Origin of the sequence: Variovorax sp. LjRoot290, assembly GCF_964253985.1 — a bacterium.
Classification (GTDB): Bacteria; Pseudomonadota; Gammaproteobacteria; order Burkholderiales; family Burkholderiaceae_C; genus Variovorax.
This window is the reverse complement of the sequence record NZ_CAXURW020000001.1, coordinates 3,883,297-3,897,359: the sequence shown is the minus strand read 5'-3', so window position 1 is coordinate 3,897,359 and position 14,063 is coordinate 3,883,297. Positions and strand designations below refer to the sequence as shown.

The following is a 14,063-nucleotide window of genomic DNA, read 5'->3' as shown; positions in this document are numbered from 1 at the left end:
ACCTCACGATGGAAATGCTCGGCAACCGCCGGCTCGGCATCACGCAGCAGCAAGCCTGGGAGGCGCTCAACGATCCCGAGACGCTGAAGAAATGCATCCCCGGCTGCGACAAGTTCGAGGCCGTAGGCGACAACCAGTACGCGGTGGCGCTGGCCGTCAAGATCGGCCCGGTGTCGGCCAAGTTCAATGGCAAGGTCGCGCTGGCCGACATCTCGCCGCCGGACAGCTACAAGCTGTCCTTCGAAGGGCAGGGCGGCGTTGCCGGATTCGCCAAGGGTTCGTCGAGCGTGACGCTCAAGCCGGTCGCCGATGCGAGCCCCGGCTGCGAGCTCGACTACACGGTGCAGGCGCAGGTGGGCGGCAAGATCGCGCAGTTGGGGCAGCGCTTGATCGACGGCGCCGCCAAGTCGACCGCCGACGATTTCTTCAAGCGCTTCGAGGTCGAGATGCAAAGCCGCTACGGCCCGCCGCCGGCCGCGGTGGCCGAGAGCGCCGAGGCGCCCGCTGCCGCCGAGCCGTCCGAGAAGACCGGCGCGATGGCGGGCTTCATGCGCAAGATCGGCATCGGCAGGAAGTCCGACAAATCGGCGAGCGATACGGAAGAGCCGGCCGACTAGGAAGACGAACATCATGGAGAACCTCGACGTCATGGTTCTGCGCACGCTGCGCGACTGGCGGCTCGCGGGCCGCCGCGCGCTGCTCACGACGGTGGTGCGCACCTGGGGATCTTCGCCGCGGCCGATCGGCTCGATCATGGCGCTGGCGGAAGACGGCGCCGTGATCGGCTCGGTCTCGGGCGGCTGCATCGAAGACGACCTGATCGCGCGCTACAGCCGTGCCCACGGCGCGCCGGGCGAGATGCCTTCGGGCGCGCCGGCGCTGGTCAAGTACGGCATCACGGCGGATGAGGCGCACCGCTTCGGCCTGCCCTGCGGCGGCACGCTGGAGCTGCTGCTCGAATACGACCCGGACGCCGCCTCGCTCGAGACGCTGGTGGCCGCGCTCGAAAAAGGGCGGCTGATGCAGCGCACCGTGTCGCTGGCCGATGGCACCGTCAGCGTGGCCGAGGCGAGCGCGCCGGCCGAGCTCTCGATCAGCGACACCGAGCTGGTCAACACCTTCGGGCCCGAATACCGCATGCTTCTGATCGGCGCCGGCCAGCTGGCCGAGTACCTGTCGACGATGGCGAAGTTCAGCGGTTTCGCGGTGACGCTGTGCGATCCGCGCACCGAGTACCGCACCGCCTGGGCCGTGCCGGGCGTGACGCTCAGCACCGAGATGCCCGACGACGCGGTGAGCGCCTTCAAGCCCGACCGCCGCAGCTGCGTTGTCGCGCTCACGCACGACCCGAAGCTCGACGACCTGGCCCTGCTCGAGGCCCTGCAAAGCGAAGCCTTCTACGTCGGCGCGATCGGCTCGCGCCGCAATGCCCAGGCGCGGCGCGAACGCATGATCGAGCACTTCGAGCAGACCGAGGCATCGCTTTCGCGCCTGCGCGGCCCGATCGGCATCTACATCGGCAGCAAGACGCCGCCCGAGATCGCGGTGAGCGTGATGGCCGAAATCCTGGCGGTGAAGAACGGCGTCAGGCTGCCGCGCGAGACCGAGGTCGCGCATGCCAAGGAGGCCGCGGGCGCCGGCAAGTAGCAGCGGGTGAGCCGCCGTCAGTGCCTGCGCAGGCCGGCGAGGAAGGTGGTGCTGCGGCCGAAGGCGCGCTGCATCTCCTTGGATTCGCGGGCTTCCTTGCGGGCCCTGGAGAAGATGAAACTCGCAGCCGCCAGTGCGAAGCACGCGCCGATCGCGATCAGCAATCCGACGAAGGATCCCAGCCACCAGGCGAGGCCGAGGATCACGATGCTGGCGAGAAGAAGAATGGCGCGCATGGGAGAGAGGCTAGCAGAGCCCTGGCCGAACAGGGTATGAACTATTGCTCGGAAGCTGTGGGCGCGCCAGCTTTCATTCTGCGCTGCCCAACGGTGCGTCGGCAGTCGCGTCGAATGCGGCGATCAGCACCGGCGTCAGGTCATGCATACCTGCGGTTGAGGGCCGCATCGGCAGCAGACCCGGCGTGAAGCCGAGGGCCTCGAAGCGTTTGAGCAGTTGCGTGTCCGTGCTGATGATGTGGACCGGTACGTCCCACGAAGCGCCCGCGCTGCTCACGCCCGCCATCGGCTGATGGTCGCCGATCACGATGGTGAGCAGCTGCCGCGGTGCGCGACCCGAGAGGTAGTCGCCCAGCCAGTGGAAGGTGTAGGCCAGCGATTCGAGGTACGCGGGCACGGGCTGCAGCCACGAACCCGGTTGCGCGACGGCCTGTGCGACTTCCGCCGCCGTGTAGGCGTCGGCGCGCAGCAGCCGCTGCCAGTCCGGCACGTAGGGCGCGATCGGGCGGAAGGGCGCATGGCTCGTCAGGGTCGGAAAGACGATGAAGCGCGGCGCGCGTTCCTCGCGCGGCTCGGCCAGTTCCTGCGCGTGCAGCAGTGCCATCGAGGCCTGGTCGGGAACGCGCCAGTAGCCGAAGGGCGGCCCGCGATAGCCGATGCGGTCGGCGTCGGCATAGCGGTCGAAGCCGTAGAAGCTGCCTTCGGGCCAGGGCTTCTGCAGGCCCGGCATCCAGTTCACGGTACGCCAGCCATGGGCCTTGAAATGGCGCACCAGCGTCGAACGATCAGTGGTCAGCAGCAGTTCGTAGGCGCCGGGGTCCTGCATGTCGACGCCGCTGAGCAGCGCCGCATGGGCCAGCCAGGAGGCGCCGCCGAAAGTGGGGGAGCGCACGCGCGCCGAGACCGCCTGCCGGCCGCGGGCCGCGAGCGCCTGCATCAGCTGCGCGCGCGCCGGCGCGAGCGCGGCGGCCTGCTGCGGGTCGTCCAGCGCGGTGACGCCGTAGGACTCGGCAAAGATCAGCAGCACGTCGGCGCCGCGGAGGCCTGCGAGCGAGCTGTGCTCGAAGGCCGGGCTGGGCGAGAGCTGCGAAGCCGCGTGGCCGGGCAGCAGCTGGCCGGCCAGGATTGCGGCCTGCTGCGCAAGAATGGGCGCGACCGGCATCGAGAAGAACCAGCGCGTGTCGCGCCCCCCGATGCCATGCGCGGCAAAGTTCGCGAAGAGCAGAAGGCCGATGAGGCCGATCGCGGGCCGCGGCGTGGGCCAAGCCAGCTCGCGCGCAATCGCAAGCCAGCATCGCCATGCCAGGCCGTACAGCAGCACAGGGATGGCCAGCGCGGCGAGCGCTGCCAAGCCGATCTGCCAAGCTGCGAGCTCGCCCATGCGCAGCACGTCCAGCGCGTGCCTGCTGTCCCAGTAGAGGTTGATCTGCCGGCCGAATACGGCCGACACCGTCACGTCGAGGTAGCGAGCGAGGATCCAGAAGGCGGTGACGCTCGCCAGCAAGCGCAGCATGCGTGCGCCCGGCTGCCCGCGCCAGGCGATCCAGGCCGTGAGCATCACCAGAACCATGACGAGTTCGAAGGACACGCGCAGCGCCAGGCGCGGCCACAGCCCCGGCCCGTGGTTCTCCATCGTCAGCAGCGCATTGAGCAGCAGCAGGGGCAGGGCGAAGCGCGGCAGCCACCCGCCCCATGCGGCGGGCCTCATTTGCGCTTGGCCTCGAACTCGATGATGAGCGGCACCTCGTCGCCGACCCAGCCGTTGCCGACAGCGTAGTTCATGCCGTAGCTGCTGCGCTTGAAGCTGCCGCGCGCCGACACGCCCATCACGTAGCTCTTCTCGATCGGCGAGGGCCCGCTCTTGTTCCAGGTCGCGGCGAGCGTCAGCGGCTGGGAGCGGCCCAGCAGCTCGAGCTGGCCGGCGATCTCGAAGGTGCGCTCGCCGGTGCGCTTGGCTCCGGCCGCGGTGAACACCATGCGCGGGAACTCGGCCGTGTTGAGGAAGTCGGCGCTCTTCAGGTGCTGGTCGCGCTTGGCGAAATTGCTGAAGACGCTCTGGGTGTCGACCTCGATGCGCACGTTGCCGAGCGTGGCCGTGGCCTCATCGAAGCTGTAGCTGCCGCGCGCGGCGCGGAACATGCCCAGCACCTTGGCGTAGCCGATGTGATCGACCAGGAAGGCGATGGTGAGATGTTCGGGGTCGAGCTCGTAGCGTGTGGCCTCGGCGCGCGCGGGCAGGGCGTTCGCCATGAGGCATGACACGATCAGGGCGTACGGCAAGCGGGCCGCGAGTGCTTTCATGAGGCAGGCTCCAGTGGGGATGCGCGATGACGGATCAACCACGCGATGTCGATCGCGAAAGACGCAGTGAGCGCGGCCAGGCTCGCGGCCGCGATGGCCCGGCTCCAGGGCAGCGAGATGATCGGACCGAGGCAGACGAGCAGGCTGGTGATCTGCGCCACGCACACCGCCTTGCGCCGCTGGCTCGGCGCGAGCGGCCGCGCCAGCCAGGGCCAGGGCTTCATCGCCAGCACGAAGGCGTAGCGCATCAGGCCCGCGGCAAGGATCCATGAGCCGGCCTTGTCGAAATGAAAGACCAGCAGGCAGAGCGCGAAGGTCAGCAACGCATCGGTCTCCATGTCGAAGCGCGCGCCGAATTCGCTGGCCAGCCCGCTGCGGCGCGCGAGCGGGCCATCGAGGGCATCGAGCAGCGCGGCGGTCGTGCCCACGACGATGGCGCTCCACGCCATCGCTTCGGCATCGGCCAGGGGCTCGCCGATGCCCGCCGCGAGCAATGCGGCGAGCGCCAGGCGCGCCAGCGTCACGCGGTTGGCGGCACCGAAGCGCGCATTCGGCGCATGCGCCGCAAGGCCATGCAGCACCCACGCGAAGGCTGCCGCAAAGACGGCGGCTGCCTTGAGCTTGAACCAGGGACTGAGCTCGCCCAGCACCGTCAGCCCGCCAGCCGCCACGGCGAGCAGCAGGAAGCAGGGCACGGCCTCGCGCCAGGCATCGCGCCGGAGCGCCGCGAGCCGGCCCGCGCTGCGTGCGGGGCCATCGGCAGGAGGATGGGTGAGCATCGTCATAAGATCCGTTGCATGCCAGCATATCCCTCCCGTGTTGCTTCTGCCGAGTCCTGGGCCTGCTGGATCGAAGCCCCGGGCCGGGCCGGCATCCGGCGCGCTGCATTCGATGCGCCCGGTCCCGAGGAGGTGCAGGTTCGTGCGCTGCACAGCGGCATCAGCCGCGGCACCGAGCTGCTGGTGTTCGGCGGCGAGGTGCCTGCCAGCGAATTCGAACGCATGCGCGCGCCCTTCCAGGAAGGCGAATTTCCAGCGCCGGTGAAGTACGGCTATGCGAGTGTCGGCACGGTCGAGCGGGGGGGCGAGGCGCTTCTCGGCCGCGAGGTGTTCTGCCTCTATCCGCACCAGACCCGCTACGTGGTGCCGGCCGATGCCGTGCACCTGCTGCCCGAGGGCCTGCCGCCCGCGCGCGCGGTGCTGGCCGCCAACCTGGAGACCGCAGTCAATGCGCTGTGGGATGCGGCACCGCGCGTCGGCGACCGCATCGCCGTCGTGGGCGCAGGTGTGGTCGGCCTGCTGGTGGCCTGGCTGGCCGGGCGCATCCCCGGTTGCACGGTCGAGGTGATCGACACGAATCCCGCGCGCCGTGCGGTGGCGGAACGCCTGGGCCTCGTCTTTGCGAGTCCGGAGGCTGCGAGTCTCGAGGCCGATCTGGTGCTGCATGCCAGCGGCAGCCCAGCAGGCCTGGCCACGGCGCTGCGGCTGGCCGCCTTCGAGGCCACGGTGCTGGAACTGAGCTGGTACGGGCAGCGCGCGGTGACGCTGCCGTTGGGCGAAGCCTTCCATTCGCGGCGCCTCACGCTCAGGAGTTCGCAGGTCGGCCAGGTGGCCACCGCGCAGCGCGCGCGCTGGAGCCATCGGCGCCGGATGGCGCTGGCGTTGTCGCTGCTGCGCGATCCGGTGCTCGATGCGCTCATCACCGACAGTGCGCCTTTCGCCGAACTGCCGGCGGTGCTCGGCCGGCTCGCCGCGGGCGCGCCGAACACCTTGTGCCACCGCATCGACTATCCCTGACCCCTTCACCCTGGAAAGACTTCGCATGTACAGCGTCAACGTCCGCGACCATTTCATGATTGCCCACAGCTTTCGCGGCCAGGTCTTCGGCCCCGCGCAGCGCCTGCATGGCGCGACCTATGTGGTGGATCTCGAACTGCGCCGCGCCGAGCTCGATGCCGACGGCGTGGTGGTCGACATCGCGCTCGCCACCGAGGTGCTGCGCAGCGTGCTGGGCGAACTCAACCTGCGCAACCTCGACGACGATCCGGCCTTCGAGGGGCGCAACACCACCACGGAATTCATGGCGCGCGTGATCTTCGATCGCGTTGCCGCGCGCATCGCGGCCGGCGAACTCGGGCCCCACGCAAGCGGCCTCGCGAGCATGCGCGTGAAGTTGAACGAATCGCATGTGGCCTGGGCGGCCTACGAGGGCGCACTTTGACAGCGAGGCGCTGCAGCTTCCTGGTGCCGGGGGACCTGAACACCCGCACCGGCGGCTACACGTACGACCGCCGCATCATCGATGGCCTGCGCGCGCAGCAGTGGGAGGTCGAGGTCCAGACCTTGGGCGAAGGCTATCCGGCGCCCGCTGCGGCAGCGCTCGCGCAGGCCGGCCGCGTGGCCGATGCCTTGCCCGATGGCGCGCTGGCGGTGGTCGACGGCCTCGCCTTCGGCGTGCTGCCCGATCTGGCGCAAAGGCATGCAGAGCGGCTTTGCTGGATCGCGCTGGTGCATCACCCGTTGTCGCTGGAGACCGGCCTCGACGCGGCGCAGCAGCGCGCCTTGTTCGAGAGCGAGCGGCGCGCGCTGGCCAGTGCGCGCGGCGTGATCGTCACCAGCTCTTCCACGGCTCGAGCGCTGGCAGCCTTCGACGTTCCGGATTCGCGCATCGTCGTGGTCGAGCCCGGGACCGAGCCGGCCCCCTTGGCCGCAGGCTCGGGCACCGATGCCTTGTCGCTGCTGTGCGTGGCGACCGTGACGCCGCGCAAGGGGCATGCCCTGCTGATCGAAGCGCTGGCCGGGTTGAAGGACCGGCGCTGGACGCTGCATTGCGCAGGCAGCCTGGTCATGGACGCCGCATGCGCATCGGCATTGATGCAGGCCATCGAACGTCACGGCCTGCGCGAACGCGTGGTGCTGCATGGCGAGCAGGACGAGGTGGGCCTGTGCGCGCTCTATGCGAAGGCCGATGCCTTCGTGCTGCCCTCGTTCCATGAGGGTTACGGCATGGCCCTGGCCGAGGCGCTGGCGTACGGCCTGCCGGTGATCAGCACCCGCGCGGGCGCCATTCCGGACACGGTGCCGGCCGATGCGGGCCTGCTGGTGTCGCCCGGCGACGCGATCGCGCTGCGTGCCGCGTTGCAGCGGCTGATGGACGATGCTGCGTGGCGGGCGCAACTGAAGGCCGGCGCGCAAAGAGCGCGAGGCCGCCTGCCGACATGGCAGCAGAGCGGCGCGCGCTTTGCATCGGTGCTCGCCGATTTCCGGCAGCCGGCAGGAGGCGCATGACAGGCTTCAGCGCCGACTGGCTCGCCCTGCGCGAGCCCTTCGATCGCGCGGCGCGCAGTGCGTCGGCTGCGCTGCTGGATCTGCACGCGATGGCGGCCCGGCTGCGCGGCGACGATCCGGTCCTGCGCGTGATCGACCTGGGCTGCGGCACCGGCGCCAATCTGCGCGACCTGGCACCGCGGCTGGGCGGCGCCCAGCAGTGGCTGATGGTCGACCACGACCCGCGCCTGCTGGCGGCGTTGCCGGAATCGCTCGAAGGCCCGGGGTGGCATGCGAAGGCGCGTCCGCTCCGCATCGATCTGGCGGCGGCGCTTGATGCCGTGCCCTATGGCGCGGCGCGGCTCGTCACGGCCTCGGCGCTGCTGGACCTCGTGTCCGCATCGTGGCTCGACGCGCTATTGAACCATGTGCGAATGGCGAGTGCGGCCGTGCTCTTCGCACTGACTGTCGATGGCCGTGTCGCGTGGGCGCCTGGTCTTGCAGGCGACGCGGAGGTCCACGAACTGTTCGCCACCCATCAACAGCGCGACAAGGGTTTCGGACCCGCGCTCGGCGGCGAAGCGGTTGCGCTGGCGGTCGCCCGCCTCGATGCGATGGGCTACAGCGTCACGCAGGCGCGAAGCGATTGGTGCATCGAGGAGGCGGCGATGCTGCGCGCGATGATCGAAGGCATGGCTCATGCCACGCTGGAACAGGAACCGGCTGCGCACGAGCTCGTCGGCGCATGGAAGGCGCGGCGGTTAGCGCTTGTCGATCGCACCTGCCTGCGCGTGGGGCACGTGGATCTTCTGGCGATGCCTTAGCGAGGTTTTCGTGTCTTGGGTGCCACGAAACCTATGGGGCGCTTGGCTGGCTCGGGTGGTGTCATCAATTCGCGCAGCGCATCGAAAAACCTGCCGAAGCTGGTTGCGCGTGTTGCGGCTGAAGGACTCATGCTGCATCGCCACAAGCTCCGTCTTCTTTTCGAGTTCGGCCAGCCGCTACTTTGCTACATACAAGGGTTAGGGTGAGGGCTCAGCAACCGGCGCCATCGCCACCACGGCCGCTGCCCTCACCCCTGCCCTCTCCCAGAGGGAGAGGGAGCAAGGCGCAGATCCAGATCCCACATCACATCCGCCCCCATGCGAAAGACGCGGCTTGCGGGACGCGGGCAATCGCGCATCGCCGCGCTTTGCGGCAGCAGCAGCCCGGGACGCCCGCCGCCGATCAGCACCGGCGCGACGCTGAGGTGCAGGCGGTCCATGCACCCCTGCGCGATGAAACGCGAGATCGTGATACCCCCGCCCTCGACGAACAGCACGCGCAGGCCGCGCTGCTGCAGCGCGGCCTGCAGGGCGCGCAAGTCCATTGCGCCCTTGGCGTCCACCAGGCCCGGCACGCCCAGCACCTGATCGGCACCCACGCGCTGCGCTGCTTCGGCTTCACGTGCCGCGTCGCACACGAGCAGGGTCGGCGCCTGGCGATCGGTGAAGACGCGCAGCGTCGGCGTCAGGCGCAGGGCCGGGTCGAGCACGACGCGCACCGGGTTGTCGCCCGCCACGCGGCGCGTGGTGAGCTGCGGGTTGTCGATGGCCGCGCTGCCGGCGCCCACGATGACTGCATCGCTGAGTGCGCGCAGCCGGTGCAGGTGCAGCAGCACCTGCTCGCCGTTCACGTAGTTGGAGTCGCCGCCCCGCGTGGCGATACAGCCGTCGAGGCTCTGGCCCAACTGGCCGATCACCCAGGGCGTGGCCTCGGCCGTCCGCTCGAGCAGGGGCTGTAGCAGTGCCAGGAGCTCGACAGCTTCGTCGTCCCAATCCTCGCCCGGCACCAGTGGCGTCGCCGGCGGCTCTCCGCTGCGGCGACGCCGGACGATGTCCAGACACAGCGGCCACAGCGCTTCCATGCCGAAGCTGCGGGGTTGGGTCGAGCTCATGAGCGGGCGCGGGTTGCGGGCATTCACCACCTGGGCTTGTAGTAGGGATCGTCCATGTTAGCGGCGGGCCCGTCGACCCCGCCGCCCCAATGCGCCAATGCCAGCGCGGCTGCAACCCACAAGGCGGCCACCGCGGCCACGATCAGCGTTTCGGCCCAGGGGCGGCCCTCGCCGCGCCGCAGGCGCCGATGTCCCCATCGCACCAGCGAGCCGGAGGTGAAGGACGCAGCCAGCAGCAGCAACGCGCCCGGCCGGGCCGGCGTCAGCAATGCCGTGGCCTGTGCCAGCGCCAGCCAGGCCAGCAGCGCGACGACCGCGCCGCTGGCGCCGAAAGCGATGCGCCCCACAGGCCAGAGCCACAGCGCGCAGCCCGCCAGCGCGGCGCCCAGCCCGAGGCTCAGCTCGAACAGCAGGGCAGAGCCGGACATCATCGCGAGCGCCGCGAGCCCGAAGCTCGCGAGCACGAGCATCGCGATCGCATCGGCGCGCCGCGGGGCTTCCTTCAACACGGCGCGGATCACCGCCAGACCCAGCAGCCAGATGCCGATCTTGAGCGGCAGCGGCTGCCAGGCCAGGATCGCCAGCACCAGGGCCCACAGGATGCCGGCTGCCAGCCACTGCGCGCGCCGGCCGGCGCGCATGGCTTCGAGGCCGAGGCCAAGCAGCGCAGCAGCCGCATAGACCCACGGCAGCTTCTCGGTCAGCGCGCCCGGCATCAGCCGCCAGCCCAGCACCCACAGCACCGTGCCGACGATCGCCACCGCGACGCCCACTGCGGCCCAGCGCGCGCCCTGAACCGGGCCCAGCACGCCGCGCAGAAACCCCGTCGCCGCGAATGCAATGCAAAGCGGCAGCGCCAGGCTCTGGAACAGCGGGTGGTGGAAGTCCATCCCTACGGTTATGCAGGTGCAATGCCGATTCAGTCAACGCTGGCATCTTGGGGCGAAACGCCCTGTGCCAGGGCCGCATCGTGCTGCGCGACGAGGGCGCGCCTGAAGCCGTCGCGCTGCTGCAGGCGTTGCCAGTAGGCGGCAACGGCGGCCGGAAGCTGCGCAACCAGGTCCAGCTTGCTGGCCAGCATCAGCGCATAGCCGACCGAGATGTCGGCGGCGGTGAAGCGTCCCGCGCTGAGGAAGTCTTCCTGCTGCAGCACCGCATCGATGCCGCGCAGCCGTGCCAGGAACCATCGCGTGTAGTCCTCGGCCGCCTGCGGCAGCTTGCGCTCGTCGGGCTCGAAGCGGCCGTAGCGCAGCACGATGGTCTGGGGGAAGGTCAGCGTGGCTTCGCCCTGGTGCAACCCATTGAGCCAGGCGCCGAAGCCGGGCTCGTGGGGTCGAACGGCCAGGCCGTGCAGGTTGTCCGGGTCGAAGCGCTCGGCCAGGTACTGGCAGATCGCGGCTGACTCCGTCATCCGCGTCTCGCCGTCGATGAGGTAGGGAATGGTGCCGAGCGGATTGATCTCGAGGTAGCTGCGCTTGAGCGCGCGCGGCGGGAAGGGCAGCATGCGCAGCTCGTAAGGTGCGCCCAACTCTTCGAGCATCCACAGCGGGCGGAAGGAGCGGGCGCTGACGCAGTGGTAGAGGACGACCATTTGGGCCGACTCTACCCGCGTCCGCGGGCCATTCAATCGAGCGTTGCTCCCGATTGCTTTACCAGCTTCTGGTGCTTGCTCAGCTCGGCCTGGAAGAAGGCCGGCGCCGCGTCGGGGCCGGTGTTCAGCACCATGAGCCCCTGGCCGGCGATCGCGTTCTGCGCCTCGGGCGAGGCCAGCGCGATCTTTATCGCGCCGCTGTAGCCGTCGACGATGTTCTTCGGCAGCTCCGCCGGCCCGATCAGCGCGATCCACGCGTCGAAGCTGTAGCCGGGCACGCCGGCCTCCGCCGCGGTCGGGACCTCGGGCAGCGCGCCGGAACGCGTGGGCGTCGACACGGCCAGCGCGCGCAGCGTGCCGGCCTTGATCTGCGGCGCCACCTGCGACACCGACACGAAGCCCAACTGCACCTGGCCACCGATCAGGTCGGTGACGAGCGGGCCGGTGCCGCGGTAGGGCACATGCTTCATAGCGATGCCGGTCTCGCTGACCAGCAGCTCGCCGGCCAGGTGCAGCGTGCTGCCGTTGCCGGCCGAGCCGAAGTTGAGCGTGCCGGGCTTGGCCTTGGCGAGCGCGATCAGTTCCTTGACGTTCTTCGCCGGTACCGAGGGGTGCACCACCAGCACCAGCGGCACGGTGGCGATCACCGCGATCGGCGTGATGTCCTTCAGCGTGTCGTAGGGCACGGTCTTGTAGATGCCCGGGTTGATCACGTGGTTCGACGAGATCATGCCGAGCGTGAGGCCGTCCTTCGGCGCCCTCACGATCTGCGTGGTGCCTGGGATGCCGCCGGCGCCGGCGATGTTCTCGACCACGACCGGATGGCCCGCGGCCTTGCCGAAGGACGGGCCGATGGCGCGCGCGACCGCGTCCACGGTGGAGCCGGCCGCCAGCGGCACGACCATGCGGATCGGCTTGTCGGAGGCCGGTGCCTGGGCGAGCGCTGCGGTCGCCAAGGCGGCGCTGGCGAGCGATGCCGCGATGCGGCGGATCAGGGGGGCTTTCATCATCGTCACGTGTGTCTCCTTGTCTTGTTTCATGGATGCCGGCGTCGCAGTTCCTCGAAGGACAGCAGCTCGCCTGCGATGGCGCTCGCGGCCACGGTCGGCGGGCTCGCGAGCCAGACCTGGCCCGGTCCGCCGCGGCCCGGAAAGTTGCGGTTGATCGCGCTCACGGTGACCTCTTCCTTGCGCACCGAGGTGCCCGGGCCGCAGTTGCCGCAGGCGCCGCACGACGGTTGCAGGATGCGCGCACCGACCCGCTCGAAGGCATCGAGGTAGCCGCGCGCCGCGCAGTGGTCGCGCACCGCGGTCGTGCCGAATTGGAGGTAGAGCGACACGCGATCCGGCACGCGCAGGCCGCGGTCGGCCGCCCAGCGCAGCACCTCGTGATAGTGGTCGAAGTCTTCGCGCTTGCCCGCGGTGCAGGAGCCGCCGTAGGCGATGTCGATGCGCACCGGTTCCTCGAGCGCCGCCAGCGGCAGCCCGTTGCCGGGGTCGCCAGGGCGGGCCACCATCGGCGGCACCGCGGTGCAATCGACGCGGATCGTCTCCGCATAGACCGCGTCCGCGTCGCTGCGCATCCACGGCTCGAGCACGAAGTCGATGCCGCGCCGCTCGCGCAGGAAGCGCACCGTTTCCGCGTCGGGCGCGACGATGCCGGTGAAGCCTCCGAGCTCGGCCGTCATGTTGGTGAGCGTCGCGCGCTCGTCGGTCGACAGCTGCGCGACCACCTCGCCGGTGAATTCGAACACCCGGCCCACGCCGCCGCCGGCGCGGATGCGCGGCTCGGCCAGCAGGTGCAGCACGATGTCCTTGGCGGTCACGCCTGGCCGCAGCGCGCCGTCGAACACGATGTGCAGCGACTGCGGCACGGTGAGCCGCAGCGCGCCGGTCACGAAGGCATTGGCCATGTCGGTAGTGCCGACGCCGAATGCCACGCAGCCCAGCGCGCCGCTGTGCGGCGTGTGCGAGTCGGTGCCGACCACGACCTGGCCCGGCAGCGCGTAGCGCTCGGCCATCATCGCGTGCGAGATGCCGGCGATGTTGCTGCTGCCGTCGGTGCGCGCCTCCTCCTCGGTCAGGGTGCGGTGCGAGCGCAGGCCGTACGCGGCCGCGAATTCGCGCTGCGCCTCGACCATGCGGTGCACGTTGGGCACCAGGCCGCCGCGCACGTGGGCCGGGCTTTCCCCGACGTAGGAGGTGTGGTCCTCGAACACCACGATCGATGCCGGCTCGTGCAGGTTCAACGGCTTGCGGAAGGTCGCATGCAGCATGTGCGCCGCCATGCCGGTGTAGTACTCGTGGATGAAGCGCCAGTCGGCACGTACGAAGGCGCCGTCGCCGGGCGCCGGGTGCGCCTCGGTGAGCTCGGTCGCGAGCGCATGGCGGGCCACGATCTTCTCGAACAGCGTGCGTGGCCGCTCGGGCGGCGCGCCCTCGGCGCTCCGGATGCGGCACATGAAGTGCTGGCCGAAGCGCAGCAGGCCGCCGCTTTGCAGGATGGCCGCGGCGAGCGCATCGCGGCCGGCGACGAGTTCGGCGAGCGGAATCGCCTCGCCGGCGCGGATGCGTTCGACCAGCCCGAAATCGGTGGAGGTGAAGAGGCCGATGTTGTCGGCGTTCTGGCGGTAGATGCGCTCGAAGCTCTCCCCGATCACGAGCCGCACGCCGGCCAGTTTCTCGGCCGCGGGGCTGTGCTCGCGCGACGAGCCCTTGCCGTAGCGCCTGCCCGCGACCACTACCTCGATGCCGCTCGCGCGGACCGCATCGGTGCCGACGGGCAGGCGGTCACCGGTCTTGAAGCCGGTGTAGGGGTAGCGGCCGAGCTTGTCGTCGTAATGGGTGAGGATGGGCAGCGGTGTGATCTCGTCGGTCGAGATGTCGTCGCGCAAGGGCATGGCTTCCGCCAGTGCCGGCGTTTCGCCGCGCAGGCATTGTTCGACGACTTCGGGTGAGCTGCTCAAGAAGAGCAGCCTGGGCGCGAAGCGAAGCGCCGGAAGATCGTCGGAAGCTGGCGCAAGGGCTGGCATGCCTGATCTTCGCGTCAGGCCCTCGGGCCGAAAAGCGCCAAGGCGGCACAGGGGC

The 14,063-nt window shown here is 70.0% G+C and carries 15 protein-coding genes; 6 read left to right on the top strand and 9 right to left on the bottom strand.

Annotation, left to right across the window (positions count from 1 at the left end; all coding sequences use genetic code 11):
* Positions 1-8: 8 nt before the first annotated feature.
* Both ACSQ9A_RS19375 and ACSQ9A_RS19370 read left to right on the top strand, forming a co-directional pair.
* Positions 9-617 (top strand): CoxG family protein, encoded by a 609-nt coding sequence (locus ACSQ9A_RS19375; protein ID WP_436290984.1) that lies wholly within the window; start codon positions 9-11, stop codon positions 615-617.
* Between the two features lie 13 nt (positions 618-630).
* Positions 631-1,647, top strand: a complete 1,017-nt coding sequence (locus ACSQ9A_RS19370) for an XdhC family protein (protein ID WP_436290985.1) — start codon at positions 631-633, stop codon at positions 1,645-1,647.
* Positions 1,648-1,664: 17 nt separating this feature from the next.
* Here ACSQ9A_RS19370 and ACSQ9A_RS19365 read toward each other — a convergent pair whose 3' ends face one another.
* The 4 genes from ACSQ9A_RS19365 to ACSQ9A_RS19350 form a co-directional block, all read right to left on the bottom strand.
* Complete coding sequence (locus ACSQ9A_RS19365) at positions 1,665-1,883, bottom strand: hypothetical protein (protein ID WP_093103053.1); 219 nt, start codon at positions 1,881-1,883, stop codon at positions 1,665-1,667.
* A 73-nt stretch (positions 1,884-1,956) separates the two neighbouring features.
* Positions 1,957-3,591 (bottom strand): sulfatase-like hydrolase/transferase, encoded by a 1,635-nt coding sequence (locus tag ACSQ9A_RS19360; protein ID WP_436304790.1) that lies wholly within the window; start codon positions 3,589-3,591, stop codon positions 1,957-1,959.
* Positions 3,588-4,184, bottom strand: coding sequence for a YceI family protein (locus ACSQ9A_RS19355; RefSeq protein ID WP_436304789.1), 597 nt, complete (start codon positions 4,182-4,184; stop codon positions 3,588-3,590). Before ACSQ9A_RS19355 ends, ACSQ9A_RS19360 begins: the two co-directional genes overlap by 4 nt.
* Positions 4,181-4,963 carry a CDP-alcohol phosphatidyltransferase family protein gene (locus tag ACSQ9A_RS19350; RefSeq protein WP_436290988.1) on the bottom strand — a complete coding sequence of 261 codons (783 nt, stop codon included), beginning with the start codon at positions 4,961-4,963 and terminating at the stop codon, positions 4,181-4,183. The genes ACSQ9A_RS19355 and ACSQ9A_RS19350 overlap by 4 nt, the downstream gene beginning before the upstream one ends.
* Positions 4,964-4,981: 18 nt before the next feature.
* Between ACSQ9A_RS19350 and ACSQ9A_RS19345 the strand changes: the two genes are divergently transcribed.
* The 4 genes from ACSQ9A_RS19345 to ACSQ9A_RS19330 are packed head-to-tail and all read left to right on the top strand — an operon-like array spanning position 4,982 to position 8,274.
* Entirely contained in the window at positions 4,982-5,980 is a 999-nt protein-coding gene (locus tag ACSQ9A_RS19345; RefSeq protein WP_436304788.1) for a zinc-dependent alcohol dehydrogenase, read from the top strand.
* Between the two features lie 25 nt (positions 5,981-6,005).
* Positions 6,006-6,404, top strand: a complete 399-nt coding sequence (locus ACSQ9A_RS19340; protein ID WP_093103061.1) for a 6-pyruvoyl trahydropterin synthase family protein — start codon at positions 6,006-6,008, stop codon at positions 6,402-6,404.
* Positions 6,401-7,471, top strand: coding sequence for a glycosyltransferase family 4 protein (locus ACSQ9A_RS19335; RefSeq protein WP_436304787.1), 1,071 nt, complete (start codon positions 6,401-6,403; stop codon positions 7,469-7,471). The genes ACSQ9A_RS19340 and ACSQ9A_RS19335 overlap by 4 nt, the downstream gene beginning before the upstream one ends.
* Positions 7,468-8,274: a class I SAM-dependent methyltransferase gene (locus tag ACSQ9A_RS19330; protein ID WP_436304786.1), complete on the top strand. Its 807-nt coding sequence runs from the start codon at positions 7,468-7,470 to the stop codon at positions 8,272-8,274. Before ACSQ9A_RS19335 ends, ACSQ9A_RS19330 begins: the two co-directional genes overlap by 4 nt.
* 248 nt (positions 8,275-8,522) lie before the next feature.
* Here the strand turns inward: ACSQ9A_RS19330 and ACSQ9A_RS19325 are convergent, their stop codons facing one another.
* The 5 genes from ACSQ9A_RS19325 to ACSQ9A_RS19305 are packed head-to-tail and all read right to left on the bottom strand — an operon-like array spanning position 8,523 to position 14,008.
* Entirely contained in the window at positions 8,523-9,386 is an 864-nt protein-coding gene (locus ACSQ9A_RS19325; protein ID WP_436304785.1) for a RibD family protein, read from the bottom strand.
* 23 nt (positions 9,387-9,409) lie between these two features.
* Positions 9,410-10,276, bottom strand: a complete 867-nt coding sequence (locus tag ACSQ9A_RS19320) for a hypothetical protein (protein ID WP_436304784.1) — start codon at positions 10,274-10,276, stop codon at positions 9,410-9,412.
* A 29-nt stretch (positions 10,277-10,305) separates the two neighbouring features.
* Positions 10,306-10,977 carry a glutathione S-transferase family protein gene (locus ACSQ9A_RS19315; RefSeq protein ID WP_436304783.1) on the bottom strand — a complete coding sequence of 224 codons (672 nt, stop codon included), beginning with the start codon at positions 10,975-10,977 and terminating at the stop codon, positions 10,306-10,308.
* A gap of 32 nt (positions 10,978-11,009) precedes the next feature.
* Entirely contained in the window at positions 11,010-11,987 is a 978-nt protein-coding gene (locus ACSQ9A_RS19310; RefSeq protein ID WP_436306327.1) for a Bug family tripartite tricarboxylate transporter substrate binding protein, read from the bottom strand.
* A 26-nt stretch (positions 11,988-12,013) separates the two neighbouring features.
* Entirely contained in the window at positions 12,014-14,008 is a 1,995-nt protein-coding gene (locus ACSQ9A_RS19305) for an aconitase family protein (protein ID WP_436304782.1), read from the bottom strand.
* Positions 14,009-14,063: the final 55 nt, after the last annotated feature.

Coding starts and splice junctions, on each gene's coding strand:
- ACSQ9A_RS19370 (WP_436290985.1), top strand. CDS start 631: ATGGAGAACCTCGACGTCATGGTTCTGCGCACGCTGCGCGACTGGCGG.
- ACSQ9A_RS19315 (WP_436304783.1), bottom strand. CDS start 10,977: ATGGTCGTCCTCTACCACTGCGTCAGCGCCCGCTCCTTCCGCCCGCTG.
- ACSQ9A_RS19360 (WP_436304790.1), bottom strand. CDS start 3,591: ATGAGGCCCGCCGCATGGGGCGGGTGGCTGCCGCGCTTCGCCCTGCCC.
- ACSQ9A_RS19330 (WP_436304786.1), top strand. CDS start 7,468: ATGACAGGCTTCAGCGCCGACTGGCTCGCCCTGCGCGAGCCCTTCGAT.
- ACSQ9A_RS19365 (WP_093103053.1), bottom strand. CDS start 1,883: ATGCGCGCCATTCTTCTTCTCGCCAGCATCGTGATCCTCGGCCTCGCC.
- ACSQ9A_RS19310 (WP_436306327.1), bottom strand. CDS start 11,987: ATGATGAAAGCCCCCCTGATCCGCCGCATCGCGGCATCGCTCGCCAGC.
- ACSQ9A_RS19325 (WP_436304785.1), bottom strand. CDS start 9,386: ATGAGCTCGACCCAACCCCGCAGCTTCGGCATGGAAGCGCTGTGGCCG.
- ACSQ9A_RS19375 (WP_436290984.1), top strand. CDS start 9: ATGGAAATGCTCGGCAACCGCCGGCTCGGCATCACGCAGCAGCAAGCC.
- ACSQ9A_RS19320 (WP_436304784.1), bottom strand. CDS start 10,276: ATGGACTTCCACCACCCGCTGTTCCAGAGCCTGGCGCTGCCGCTTTGC.
- ACSQ9A_RS19350 (WP_436290988.1), bottom strand. CDS start 4,963: ATGCTCACCCATCCTCCTGCCGATGGCCCCGCACGCAGCGCGGGCCGG.
- ACSQ9A_RS19345 (WP_436304788.1), top strand. CDS start 4,982: ATGCCAGCATATCCCTCCCGTGTTGCTTCTGCCGAGTCCTGGGCCTGC.
- ACSQ9A_RS19305 (WP_436304782.1), bottom strand. CDS start 14,008: ATGCCAGCCCTTGCGCCAGCTTCCGACGATCTTCCGGCGCTTCGCTTC.
- ACSQ9A_RS19340 (WP_093103061.1), top strand. CDS start 6,006: ATGTACAGCGTCAACGTCCGCGACCATTTCATGATTGCCCACAGCTTT.
- ACSQ9A_RS19355 (WP_436304789.1), bottom strand. CDS start 4,184: ATGAAAGCACTCGCGGCCCGCTTGCCGTACGCCCTGATCGTGTCATGC.